Source organism: Flavobacterium nitrogenifigens, assembly GCF_003254565.1.
Classification (GTDB): domain Bacteria; phylum Bacteroidota; class Bacteroidia; order Flavobacteriales; family Flavobacteriaceae; genus Flavobacterium; species Flavobacterium nitrogenifigens.
Genome location: NZ_QJRI01000166.1, coordinates 1 through 13235 on the forward strand (window position 1 = coordinate 1; position 13235 = coordinate 13235).

Consider the following 13235-nt stretch of genomic DNA (forward strand, 5'->3'; position numbering starts at 1 on the left):
GGATTATATACATTTAAATCCTGTAAGGGCAGGCTATGTGAATCGAGCATCAGAATATATTTATTCAAGTGCAAGCAATTATATTAATGATCAAGGATTGTTAAATATAGAAATAGCAGATAATCCAATTGTAGATGTTTTGAATTTAAAATCTGTTTTTCGTGATAATCTTTATTAGTAATTTTGAATAAAGTCGGAGACTTTTAGAAGTGAACGGTTTAATGGACTGTTGCATAAAAAAGCGCAAAGTCGGAGACATTTGCGCAGCGCTAGTGAAGAACACTTTGCGGAGCAGGGGATTTTAAATGAGCAGAAGACATAAAAATCAAAATGAATAAATGTATTTAATTGGTATTGGATTTAGTTTTAAAAGAAAAAACTTTTAGATATTTACGCTTAAAAGAAACTGAGTTGGCACAAAGTCGGTCCTGAAAGCTTTCGGGATTGTGCAGCGCTAGTGAAGAGTGAAGAACACTTTGCGGAGCGTGGGGGGTAACTGTAGCTGGTGGCACTGCGGAAGCTGTTAAACGAAAAGAAGATAAAGCAAATGGAAAATAAATTGAAACTTATAAATAGATACAAAAATAGTTTAATATGGATTGTGATTATTTTATTGATGTTTTGGTTTTTAGGAATTAGACCTGAAATTAGAGTTTCTGAATTAAAAGAAAACGGTAAACTAACCAAAGCTTATTTATACGAAGTTAAAAGAGTTGGGTCTAAAGGAACTATTAGAGGCTTTTATAGATTTAAAGTAAATAATAATCTTTATGAAGGATTTTATGATAATGATAATTTAAAAATATCTGATAGTATTGATATAATATATCTTCCTGATAATCCTGAACGTAATCAAGCAAAACAATTTGTAGAAGACTATTAAAAGGAAAAATAGGATGGTATTTAAGGGCTAGTGATATGAGATTTTTGTATTTCTAGCGTATTGAAAAAGAATAATTGTTGAAAATAATTTGGTAAAGGATGAGTATTATCGCCCTGCTTTCCGAAGAGTTCCTTATGAAAAGCTGCACAAATGTCTCTGACTTTGCGTAATTTTTTTTGTAGTTATTAGAATTTTGATACCTCACAAAAGTCTCCGACTTTTTCCGTTCATACCTTGTTAGAATTTTTTCATTAGGAATTTTTTGTTTTAAAGTCAGAGACTTTAAGAACGTGTATGTTTTTAAGTACATTTGTTTGAAAGGCGCAAAGTCGGAGACATTTGCGCAGCGCTAGTGAAGAACACTTTGCGGAGCGGGGGATTTTATCCACTAATAGAATAATCTAGTATATGAAAATAAGGAAATCAATCTTAATAATTACGATACTTATGTTATTGTGTAACATAAGTTGCATAGGGCAATCAAATTCAAATGTTAAGTTTAATAATCATGAGAAAATCCTATATGACAAAAAAATCAAAGAAGTAGTTGAAGTAAAAGGAGTTATTAGGGTTTATTTTAAAGATTCAATAACTCTTGTGCCTTTGAAAACGGAGATTATTGTTTTAAAATTTATTACTCCTAAGGCTTCCTCGGGCTGTTCTACTAATTTTTCTTATCTTTATTCTAAAAAAAGTAAGCTAAATAAATTTCAGAGGAAAGTAAAAGAAGAATATTCAAGAAGAATTGATTCTATTTTCAAAGGGGGTAATTATGAATTTGAAAATAAGAATGATAACAATAAGGTAGTAAATAGGAAGTTAGACTTTACTTTCTTTTACAAAATTTTACCTAAATAGTTATGGTAATGTATCAGGGTAATGTATCAGGGTAATGTATCAGATGTGTTGGTGGTTAATTATTGCCTCTAACATTTACAGAAAATCAGATGTTTATATTAATATCGCATAAAAATTAAACCCCCGCTCTCCGAAGAGTTCAACTGAAAAGCTGCGAAAATCACATTTGCGCAGCAAAAGAAAAGTTTTTTACAAAAAAAAAACTGCACGATTCTGAAAGCTTTCAAAATTGTGCAGTTTTACGGGCTATAAAGGGTGATAAAAATTTGTTTTAGACTATCGAACAAGCGCTTTTATTTTCTTTTACCAAAGGCTTAAGTCCAAGATTTTGAAACATTTGCATGTCTTCTGAAAGTCCTGGATTTGGTGTTACCAATAAAGTTTCGCGCTCTCCTGTAAAGATAGAATTGGCGCCTGCCATAAAACACCAGGCTTGTTCTTCTTCGGTCATTTCGATCCGTCCGGCGCTTAAACGAACAATAGAAGCAGGCATAACAATACGCGCTGTAGCTATCATTCGAACCATATCCCAAATAGGCACTTTCGGATTGTTTTCTAAAGGCGTTCCTTTTACTCTTGCCAAGGCATTTACTGGAACAGATTCAGGGTGTACAGGCATGGTTGCTAAGGTTAATAGCATAGAAACTCTATCGCCATTAGATTCTCCAAGACCAATGATTCCGCCCGAACAAACCGTGATTCCTGCTTTTCTGACGTTGTTGATAGTGTCAAGACGTTGGTCAAACTTACGCGTGCTTATTATTTCATCATAATAACTTTCAGATGTATCCAAATTATGGTTGTAAGCATACAAACCTGCTTCTTGAAGACGCACCGCTTGTTCTTCGGTAAGCATTCCTAGTGTGCAACAAACTTCTAAACCAAGATCGTTTACACCTTTTACCATTTCAATAACACGGTCAAAATCTTTGTTATCACGAACTTCGCGCCAAGCGGCAGCCATACAAAAACGAGAAGAACCGCCATCTTTCGCTTTTTGCGCATGTTCTAATACTTTTTCTGTCGGAAGTAGCGCCTGCACTTTGATATCGGTATGATAACGCGCTGCTTGTCCGCAATATGAACAGTCTTCTGGACAACCGCCTGTTTTTACAGAAAGCAATGTGCAAACCTGTATTTCTGAAGGTTTGTGCCATTCTCTATGTACAGTTGCTGCCTGATAAACCAATTCTAAAAGAGGCTGATCGTAGATAGCTTGAATTTCTTCTTTTTTCCAGTCGTGTCTAATTTGAGTGTTCATTTATTTTGATATGCTTTAATGATTTTGGATCAAATGTATTATTTTACTGTATCATCAAAATGTACCACTTTTTATATTTTGGGTAGACCGGTTAAAAATAGTCTATCAAAATTTATGTATTTCTACGGATATATTTTATACGTAGAATCTGCGAAAGAAAAATTCTATAGGTAAAATTATCTCTCGCAGATCTCGCAGATTTAGCAGATTTTTTTGTTTAGATCTATTGATAATAACAAACAAATCTCCTTGATATACTGGGTGTAGACGCACTGCGGTGCGTCTCTACAGATATGCTTTGTGTATAAATTAATCTGTGTGGATCTGTTTAATTCTGCGAGAGAAAAATTCTATAGGTAAAATTATCTCTCGCAGATCTCGCAGATTTAGCAGATTTTTTTGTTTAAATCTATTGATAATAACAAACAAATCTCCTTGATATTGGGCGTAGACGCACTGCGGTGCGTCTCTACAGATATGCTTTGTGGATAAATTAATCTGTGTAGATCTGTTTAATTCTGCGAGAGAAAAATTCTATAGGTAAAATTATCTCCCGCAGATCTCGCAGATTTAGCAGATTTTTTTTGTTTAAATCTATTGATAGTAACAAACAAATCTCCTAGATATACTGGGCGTAGACGCACAGCGGTGCGTCTCTGCAGATATGCTTTATGTATAAATTAATCTATGTAGATCTGTTTAAATCTGCGAGAGAAAAATTCTATAGGTAAAATTATCTCTCGCAGATTTAGCAGATTTAGCAGATTTTTTTGTTTAAATCTATTGATAATAACAAACAAATCTCCTTGATATACTGGGCGTAGACGCACTGCGGTGCGTCTCTACAGATATGCTTTGCGGATAAATTAATCTGTGTAGATCTGTTTAAATCTGCGAGAGAAAAAAAAGTAAAAATGGCTCTCGCAGATTTAGCAGATTTAGCAGATTTGTATCTGCATAAAGAACTATTTAAAAAAACAAACCTCCAAGTATATTTTGGAGGTTTGCATCAAAAAACAATAATTCAAAAAAAAAAATTATAACTTAATATTTATGGTATTACCATCTTTAATAACCTTGTTGATTGTTAGCTTTTTTCCATCAGTTATTTTTAACTTTAGATTTTTGCCGGCTCTTTCAACTGTAATATCAAAATCACGTTCAAAAGCATGAATACGCTTTAATTTCATAGTAGACCAAGATTTAGGAAGTCTTGGCGTAAAATCGAAACTGTGCAAGCCTGTCGGACGAATACCAAACAAACCTTCTGTAAAAATTCGGCAATACAAACCGCTTTCAGCCGAAAGATGACGCTGGTCGCCTTCTGGATAGGCTTCTACAGGATAAGGAACGTGATCACCCAGTAGACGTCGGTTAGAATAATAATGCAAGAAATCGAGTGCTTTATCTGTTTCGCCAGCTGCAAGAACTCCTCTTAAAGCATACAAAGTAGAACGATCCCAGAATATTTTATCGCCGGCAACACTTGCAAGACCATCTTTAGTCCATAATCTCGAAGAAAATAATGCGTCTATTGTTCCATCTTTTCGGTCATAAATGCCCATGGTAAGCGGGGTACAAATCCAAGCTCTTAAAACATCATTTTCTTTGTAATATTTATAAGTTTCAAAACCTTCCACTTTAGCTCCAAAATACTTTTCGATAGCCGTTCTTAGCTTTTCAGCTTCGGCTTTATATGCTTTAAGCTGTGTTTCGTTTTTTTCTAAAACTTTACCTAGGTAAACAGCAGAATTTAAGGCGTCATAATATAAAGAAGAAGTATTAAGATTGGCTTTTCCTGCAGGAAGACGTCCTTCTAGCTCATCAGAATCTGAAGCCACTACGCCGTCAGCATTTATTTTTCTGCGGCAATATTCTAAGCACCATTCAATTAATGGCCATAATTGTTTTGCTTCATCTACATTTCCTCTCGAAAGCGCATAACGTGCAGCTCCATAAGCAATCATAGCACCATCTCCGCGATCTCCTGCGCCTGCCCAAATATCTGTTCCTTCAGCAACTATAGAACTCGGAATAGGTTTGTAATCTTTGTTCATGAATTTTGCGAATTGTAGATAGGCATTTAACGAAGCTTCATTTCCATATTCGTAACCTAAATATGGAAAAAACGGACCAATATATTCCGCCTGATCATTTGCCCAAATAGCAGCGTAATACGATTCTCCGCCAGGCCCATGCATTGGACCGCCTTTGGTTTCAAAAATACTTTCTGCTGCTCTTATTTTCGCGAAAGCAAATTCGGTATTCAAAACCTGATCTGGCGTTTCCAAAATCAATTTACTCCATATTTCACTGATCAATTCTAAACGTTTGTTTTTTTCTTCTTCGGCATTTACAGCAGGAACTGTTTCGTTTGCTTTCACACCTGAATAGATAACAGAAAAACTAACCGTTTCATTTGGTTTCAGATTAAAACTTCCGTTATTAATAAGATCTGCATGAATACTGTAACTACCTTCAGTTCCCTTTGCTGGATCTGTGGCATAAACCGCATTCGATTTTGGAATTTCTACAATACAGTTTTTATCAGAGCTGTTTTTAATGGTATAGATTTCATTATAAACGGATAAAGCTGTAGAAGGAAAAAACTGTCTTGTAAGTTCAAGTTTGTCTGTCTTGCTTTTCACCAATAATGTTCCGTTTAAGGTTAAAGAAACTGTTTTTTCTGCTGGAATTGGTTTGTAATTTACTGTAACAAGATCAAAAGCATCCTGCGCAAACTGACGCGTTAAACTCGCATGCGTATTATTCGGAATGGTTCTCAGCATTGGCCAGACTAAACTGCGTGTAGCATGAAATGAACCATCAGCCGCGACGCCATATCTCAGAACGCAAGAGATTCTTTTACCGCTCATTTCGATATGATCATCATGCGGAATTGTACTGTTTATTTGCCAAGAAATAGAACCGTCGGTATTAATTTGCCAACGTTGGTCTTCCTGCGAAAATGCTGTATTTGCCATAAAGCATAAAGCAATAAGGACAAACAAAATTGGTTTAAGTTTTTTTCTAGAAGATATCTTCATAGCGTTTTAATTTTAAATTGTGTCCATTGTATTAGTAGTACATTGAACGAGTTGTTTTAGCGAGAGGCTGCCGTTATTTTCTGGCCAGGATTCACACGAATTGTAATAGCAGTGTAGGGATTTCCCTTGTTGTCCTTTTCATGAATTACGGCAGCTTTTTTATCATTTATAAAAATGGAATTGTAATTTCCAGTAAACATAGCTTTCCATTCTATAAATTTTTCGCCTTTGTTGTGTAGTGTTGTTGTTTGGTTTTTGTGTTTTACAGCTAATGTTGTCTGTAACACGGGTAAATTGTCGACCTCAGAAATGCTATCTTTTTTTCCTCGATTTACTGTTGTTATTGTTTTTTTTGATGCATCTGGCTCTATTCCCATATAACCATGTATGATGCCTTCAATTACGCCGTATGAAACTTCTGGATATTCTCTTCTTTTGGTTTCAAGGGCTGTTAAGTGTAAAATGTATTCGTATGCTTTGTCTTCGTAACCATATTTATATAATAAAAAAGGGAGATAAGAGGCGTTTTCTACATTGCTTTTGGAAGAAAGAATGTTCTTAATTGTTTTTTCAGTTCTGTCTTTATTTGTTAAAGCATCAAACCATAATAAAAATAGTTCTCCAAAATCTTTGCTGAATTTACCGTCGGTGGTATAAATTACATTATAAGCCGAAGCGTTTTGATCCCACCAGATTTGTTCTATCTGTTCTTGGTATTGTATTGCTTTTTTCTCAAAGAAAGCTGCTTTTTCAAATTGCCCTTTTTCTTTTAAAATAGAAGAATAGGTAAGCAATCCTCTATAAATGGCTGCAACCAAATCTACCCCCATTTTTAAGCCTGGAATGCCTTCAGAATAAGAAGCCAAACCTCGACATTTATGAAAATCGTCTTTTATATTGAATGGAGCAGGAGAGTTTACAAATTCTGGTCTTGTTAGTAGAGAATCGGCTTGTAAAACCCAACGTTCTATATATGCTGTTGAAGATTTTTCGAAGAAATTTTCAAACTCAGGATTTTTGATATAATCTTCGTCGCCTGTCCATAAATACAATCTCCAGCAGGCAAATATGACATCAAAATTGCTGTTGAGATTGTACCAGAATTCTTTATCGCTTCTGTAATCTTCAGGAGCTGGTTTTCCATATTTATTAATTTCCCAGTAAGAACACCAATCCTTACTTTCTGAAATGTTTTTAGCAAATAGCGAAAGCATATTTTTGTTTTCCTTACTAAGTCCAAGGATTTCTGCGCCAATGCTCTGATGAGATACATCGCGCATGCAAAATGCAGATCGAGAAGGCAGAGCCGCTTCATACCAAGGCCCAACAGGATCATTCGAATCTCCTTTATAGCTCAACGCCATACTTTTGGCACGCTCAAAAGCCAGCTGAAGTGCTGGATCTGAAGATTTAAAAGTAACGGTTTCTTGACTATATGCGTGCAAAAAGAAACAGCAATTGGCCAGTAGAACTAAAAAATGATTTTTCATAAAGCTATTTTCGATTTGGATTGATGTAAATACATTTTAAAGCAAACCCATCGCCCTTAGATGGGTTTGCTTAATTGATTATAGTTTTTAATTATAACCTGGGTTCTGGGGTAAACCTGTTCTATTAGTCTCGTCTCTCGGAATAGGGAGCAGATAATGTTGTGGTTTGAAAATCCTTTCCTGAACTTTAGAATAGGTGTAAGTTTTAGAACCATCACTGTTTTTGGTAATAATTACGCCCATTAAAGGTTTATTTTCAGTTTCTTCGGCTATTTTCCAACGACGCACATCGTAGTAACGGAAACCTTCAAGACATAATTCAACTTGTCTTTCGTTGCGAATTTTATTCTCTAAAGCTGTTCCAGTTAAGCCAGTCAAAGGATTTGTAATTCCTGCGCGTTGTCTTAATAAGTTTAAATATTGAATGGCAGTTCCTTCATGCCCCAATTTAAATTCTGATTCAGCATAGTTCAAATAGATTTCTCCTAAACGAGAAATAATCCAAGCTTTATTAGTCTGCGTTTCATTATTGTAATTGTATGTTGTATCACAATATTTACGGAAAGTATAACGCGTTTTACTAGCATTCCAAGTATCCCATCCTTGAGGAGAATCTAAACCTCCTTCGTAGAACTCAGCTTTATTTGAGCTTCCTGCATCATAACGATCTTGAAAGAACTCAGGTTTTCCATAAGCACGTCCGTCGTAAACGATATTTTTGTAAAAACGTGGATCTCTGTTTACATAAGGTTTCTGAGGATCATAACCAGACGTTGGATCTGTAATGTCTTTTCCGTCAGCTGTTCCGTAAGCATCAATATGGCTTTGGCTTGGAGCAAAATTTGCCCATCCGTGGAAACCGCTTGGCGAATTAAACATTTCTACACCATTAAAAGCACTCCATTGAGGGTCTTTACTAGACAAACGAGAGAAGATCACTTCTGAATTGTTGGTAGTAAAAAGATCTTCGTACTTTTTGTCGTATAGCGAATACATATTTAAATCCATAACTGCTTTTGCAGCATCTGATGCTTTTTTCCATTTTGTCAGATCATTAGAAGGATTCCATTGCGGACTTGCTGCATAAAGTAACATTCTTGATTTTATAGCAAGAGCGGCGCCTTTTGTCACTCTTCCAAGATCTTTAGCTGTTAATGGAAGCAATTCAGCAGCTTTGTCTAATTCTCCAACCACAAAATCAGCACATTGATCATAAGAACTGCGGTCTACTTTAAAATTACTGTTTAAGTCAAAAGGCACAGTAACAAGAGGAACTCCTCCGTAATCACTAATTAATTTGAAATAAGCGTAAGCTCTTAAGAAAAGCACTTCACCTTTTAATCTATTTCTCCAAGCTTCGTCTCCAGGCACGTTATCAATTCGGGACAAAAAGATATTGCAATTTTGAATGGTAGCATAGGTAGGTTTCCATGTATTAAAATCTCCTGCGTTGTCTGGAGTTAGTGCTCCAGAATTAAGATTCCACACATCATAATCGTTAAAATTATTAAAGGCTTCATCACAGGCAGTAGATAAAATCCAGCTTCGGTTTGTTCTATCATTCCAATTGTGCTGCGTACTTGGTAAAACTGTATATAGATTATTAGCGAAAGCTTCTGTAAGTTTTAAGTCATTCCACACATTTTCATCTGTATAAGAATCCAAAGGCGCTTTATCTAAAGGATCTTCACTACAGGATGTTACAGCAGCAACAGCGATAAAAAGAGCAGCAGCCATTACTGCTTTCTTTTTTATATTTATTAGTTTATTGATTTTATAATTTTTCATGTCTTGTTCTTTTACCTTGTTATAATTCAATGCTTACACCGATTCTGTAAATACGTGTTTGTGGATAAATTACACCTGTTTTATTGTTTGTTTCAGGATCTAAATTGTATTGTTTCATATGGTCAATAGAGAACAAATTAGTTCCTCCTGCATAAAATCTTGTATTTAATATTCCGAATCGTGATAGAAGTTTTTCAGGTAATGTATAAGAAACTTCTAAAGATTTTAATCTGAAGAAAGAAGCATCTTTTAACCAAAAATCGGCATCAATATTGTTTCTTGGATCAGAATCATTGAAGGCAACAGGATATTTAGAATTTGGATTATCAGCAGTATATCTGTCTTCGTATAACCATCTTGGTGGCGCTACGATAGCTCCTTGAGCTTGCGGAAGAATCATTTGTCTAGCTTTTGCCTGACCTGTCCAAAGCATGTCTACAGAAAAACCTTTGTATTCAGCTCTAATTGGAATACCGTAAGCAATTTTTGGAGTTGCAGATTCTGGAATTCTCACTTTATCATTAGAAGTGATGTTTCCGTCACCGTCCGTATCTTTTACCCAAAGATCACCTGGTTTTGCTCCTTCAAAGTGTGGAGAATTGTCAACTTCGGCTTGAGTGCGGTAAATTCCGTTTGTTTGATAAACTAACCAAGAATCGATTGCTCTTCCAGTTGATTTTTGCCAAGCTGGAATGTTCGATGCTTCATCACGAAACAATACTTCACTTTGAGCATAAGTAAAATTAAAACCAACACTATATTTAAAACTATTGATATTATCTGCATAATTAACAGACCAGTCAGTTCCTCTGTTTACGGTTTTTCCAATATTTTCTTTTGGAAGAGATAACCCTGTGTACAAAGGCACAGAAGCGTTTCTTGCCGCTAAGATGTCAGATCTTTTATTGCTGAAATAGTCAAAAGTCGCTGTTAACTTATTTCCAAAGAATCCAAAATCAAAACCAATGTTTTTAGAATCTTGTATTTCCCAAGTAATATTTGGGTTTGGAGTAGAAGAAAGATAAATGCTGTTGTTTAAGGTATAATCTGATCCAAAATAGCTGTACAACTGCTGATCTGTTGTTAGCTGGTATCTTGTTAAGAAAAGATATTGGTTTAATGCACCGTTAGTTTCTCTCATATCATCATTACCCATTTTTCCCCAAGAAGCTCTTATTTTTAGTAAATCAAATCCTTTAATATTGTTTTTGAAGAAAGATTCTTCAGAGATTTTCCAACCCGCACTTATAGATGGGAACATACCCCAACGAGTTGAAGAAGGGAAGTTGAATGATCCGTTGTAACGCGCAGTAACTTCTGCAAAATATTTATCATCAAAATTGTAAGCTACTCTTCCAAGGAAACTCTCACGTCCGTCTTGATAAGCGCCGCCAGTAGCATTTTGTCCTTTAGTGCTTCCGGTAAAAATCTGATCCAATTGATCACTCAATAAATCTCTTCTATAAGCATACGTTTCCGTTTTGTCTGTCGTAGTTTGCTCATATCCTACAAAAGCATTTACAGAGTGTTTGTCGAATTTACGATCGTACGCTAATTTTGCGAAATATGTATTTTGATTTGCTATCTGCTCATCCTGCATTACACTTATTATGCTGGTGCTATTTTTTACGTTATTATAGCTATCATTGGTTTTGTCATACGAGTAAGCGTCCCAAGGTTTTGTGAATTTCTTTTCACTGCGTACATTATAGTCAAATGCTGCATATCCGCTAAGCGATAATCCTTCAGTGATTCTAGGCAATTTTAACTCAAAACCGATTTTAGGATTTACAATTAAGTTAATCACTTTGTCATAACCTGCTGACGAAGAAGACATTAAAATTGGGTTTCTACCATTTGTAATACCTGATGACGGAAGTCCGTTTTTCCAATATGCAGGAATAAAAGGATACATACTAACCGTTTCGTGCATGATGCTTCCAATACTTACTGCTGGATAGTTTCTGTCTTCTTTACGAGTAGCGATATCTAAGTTTACCTTAAAGTTTGAAGTGATGTTGACATCAATATTTGATCTTAAATTGAACTGTCTGTATCTCTCGTCACTATATCTAAGGTTACTTTCCTGATTTAAATATTGTCCAGAAAAGAAGTATTTTACCTGTTCATTACCTCCATTTACAGAAAGAGAAAGGTTGGCCTGTGGAGCATCTTTTCTATAAACTTGTTTCATCCAGTCTGTACTGGTATAGTTTGGATCGTTTCCAGCTTTGTACTTGTCAATTTCTGCCTGAGTATAAGGAAGCGTACTCCCTTTATGAGCATTAAGTTCGTTGTAATACGTCATGTATTCCCACGAATTAACTCTTTCGCTCATTCTCGTTAATTGCTGAACGCCATAAGATCCGTCAACTTTGATTGTTGGAGCGCCAATTTTACCTCTTTTTGTGGTAACTAGAATTACTCCATTTGCAGAACGTACTCCATAAATAGCTGCCGATGCATCTTTTAGAACCGTCACAGATTCAATATCATCAGGGTTAATCCTGTTCAAATCACGGTCAGGAATACCATCAACAACTACAAGCGGACTTGTACCTCCACCAAATGAGTTGAAACCTCTAATTAAAAGACTTGAACTGTCATCACCAGGTCTTCCAGAACGGTTATTGGCAATTACTCCAGACATACGTCCAGCGATTCCGTTTGATACGTTTGCAGATGCATTCTGAGTTAAAACACCTCCTTTAATCGATGCAATTGCTCCTGTTGTAGAAGCTTTTTTCTGTGTTCCGTACCCAACGACAACAACTTCGTTCAGCGTTTGGTTCTGCTCTTCAAGCTGAACACTTATCGCTTGATCGGCAGGAATTTCTTTAGTTAAAAATCCAGTATAAGAAAACACAAGAATACTGCTGGAATCGGGAACTTCGATAGTAAAATTACCATCAAAGTCTGTTACAGCTGTAATTTTTGTTCCTTTTACCAAAATGTTTACCCCCGGAAGCGGTTCTCCTTGTGAGCCAGTTACTTTTCCTTTTATTAGCTTTTCGAAGGCAAATGATACACTTTTGTTATTCGTCAGAGCTGAATTAGTAGTCAGTTTGTTAGAGAATTTATTCTCTTTTAACTCTGCCGCAAAAGAAGTTTGTAAAGTAAGTGCCAATAAGGCTCCCGATGTTAGTTTGGTAATCTTCCATCTCTCAGAAGAAAGCCAATCTTTTGTTGGTTTTTGTTTGGTTAATAAAATCATGTTTTGTTGTTGGTTTTTGTTAGTTAGTAATTTATTCTCTCGTGGTCCGTTTTTTATCTTTTTTCATTTTTTGAAGAAACAAAATGCCTTGAGCTCCTGCAGATTGTTTATGGGAAAAGAGATAAATGTGAAATCCAAAAGTATAAATGTTTCTAAATCAACACATACCAGTACCTACCAGTTTTTTTGCGATATATGCAAAAAACAAGATGTATTTAAGGTAATATGAAAAATAAAGTGGATAATATATGCATAAAACTCAACCAACCAAAGTCTTTGTAAATACGTAGATTTTTTCTTATTTTTTGCAGCAAATTTTATTTTTAAATTCCTTTTTTTGAAAACGGAGTGCAAATTTTTGTCGTAAAAACAGTCGATTTTGTTTTTAAAGTGGGTAATATAGTATCAGAAATTTTTTAACAGTTTAATTTTGTTTTTTTTTCTGGCTTTTGTATTTCTAACCATACCAGTCGACGTTTTTTGGCTAATATGTAAGAGTAAACCTGCTTATGTTTGTTGGTGTTTTGGTATTAAAGACGTTTTTCAGGTAATAAAATATCATTATCTATAAAAAGTGATAAAAAAATGATAAAAGTCTCTTTTTAAAATGTTTCGGATAAAATCTTAAAAAAAGAAAAGAGTAAAGAGAAATATTGGATTTAATTATATTTATGCTACTTTTGAATTTCATTTC

At 35.1% G+C, this 13235-nt stretch carries 7 protein-coding genes; 2 read left to right on the plus strand and 5 right to left on the minus strand.

The annotated features are described in order from the left end of the window. Positions 1-547: 547 nt before the first annotated feature. Both DM397_RS05395 and DM397_RS05400 read left to right on the plus strand, forming a co-directional pair. Positions 548-883, plus strand: coding sequence for a hypothetical protein (locus tag DM397_RS05395; protein WP_142479118.1), 336 nt, complete (start codon positions 548-550; stop codon positions 881-883). Between the two features lie 408 nt (positions 884-1291). After that, on the plus strand, positions 1292-1741 hold the full coding sequence (locus DM397_RS05400) for a hypothetical protein (protein WP_111376553.1): 450 nt from the start codon (positions 1292-1294) through the stop codon (positions 1739-1741). Positions 1742-2012: 271 nt separating this feature from the next. On the opposite strand, the gene bioB is transcribed toward DM397_RS05400, so the two are convergent. The 5 genes from bioB to DM397_RS05425 all read right to left on the minus strand — a co-directional run bounded on the left by bioB (position 2013) and on the right by DM397_RS05425 (position 12541). Further along, positions 2013-3002, minus strand: a complete 990-nt coding sequence (gene bioB / locus DM397_RS05405) for a biotin synthase BioB (RefSeq protein ID WP_111376554.1) — start codon at positions 3000-3002, stop codon at positions 2013-2015. A 1037-nt stretch (positions 3003-4039) separates the two neighbouring features. Then, on the minus strand, positions 4040-6049 hold the full coding sequence (locus DM397_RS05410) for a hypothetical protein (protein WP_185957097.1): 2010 nt from the start codon (positions 6047-6049) through the stop codon (positions 4040-4042). A 56-nt stretch (positions 6050-6105) separates the two neighbouring features. After that, positions 6106-7539: a hypothetical protein gene (locus DM397_RS05415; RefSeq protein ID WP_111376556.1), complete on the minus strand. Its 1434-nt coding sequence runs from the start codon at positions 7537-7539 to the stop codon at positions 6106-6108. 87 nt (positions 7540-7626) lie between these two features. Then, on the minus strand, positions 7627-9327 hold the full coding sequence (locus tag DM397_RS05420; RefSeq protein WP_142479117.1) for a RagB/SusD family nutrient uptake outer membrane protein: 1701 nt from the start codon (positions 9325-9327) through the stop codon (positions 7627-7629). 19 nt (positions 9328-9346) lie between these two features. Next, positions 9347-12541: a SusC/RagA family TonB-linked outer membrane protein gene (locus DM397_RS05425; RefSeq protein ID WP_111376558.1), complete on the minus strand. Its 3195-nt coding sequence runs from the start codon at positions 12539-12541 to the stop codon at positions 9347-9349. Between the last annotated feature and the right edge of the window lie 694 nt (positions 12542-13235).

Bases quoted from the DNA above. Each gene is read 5' to 3' on its own strand.
- DM397_RS05395 (WP_142479118.1), top strand. From the start codon at position 548: ATGGAAAATAAATTGAAACTTATAAATAGATACAAAAATAGTTTAATA.
- DM397_RS05400 (WP_111376553.1), top strand. From the start codon at position 1,292: ATGAAAATAAGGAAATCAATCTTAATAATTACGATACTTATGTTATTG.
- bioB (WP_111376554.1), bottom strand. From the start codon at position 3,002: ATGAACACTCAAATTAGACACGACTGGAAAAAAGAAGAAATTCAAGCT.
- DM397_RS05410 (WP_185957097.1), bottom strand. From the start codon at position 6,049: ATGAAGATATCTTCTAGAAAAAAACTTAAACCAATTTTGTTTGTCCTT.
- DM397_RS05415 (WP_111376556.1), bottom strand. From the start codon at position 7,539: ATGAAAAATCATTTTTTAGTTCTACTGGCCAATTGCTGTTTCTTTTTG.
- DM397_RS05420 (WP_142479117.1), bottom strand. From the start codon at position 9,327: ATGAAAAATTATAAAATCAATAAACTAATAAATATAAAAAAGAAAGCA.
- DM397_RS05425 (WP_111376558.1), bottom strand. From the start codon at position 12,541: ATGATTTTATTAACCAAACAAAAACCAACAAAAGATTGGCTTTCTTCT.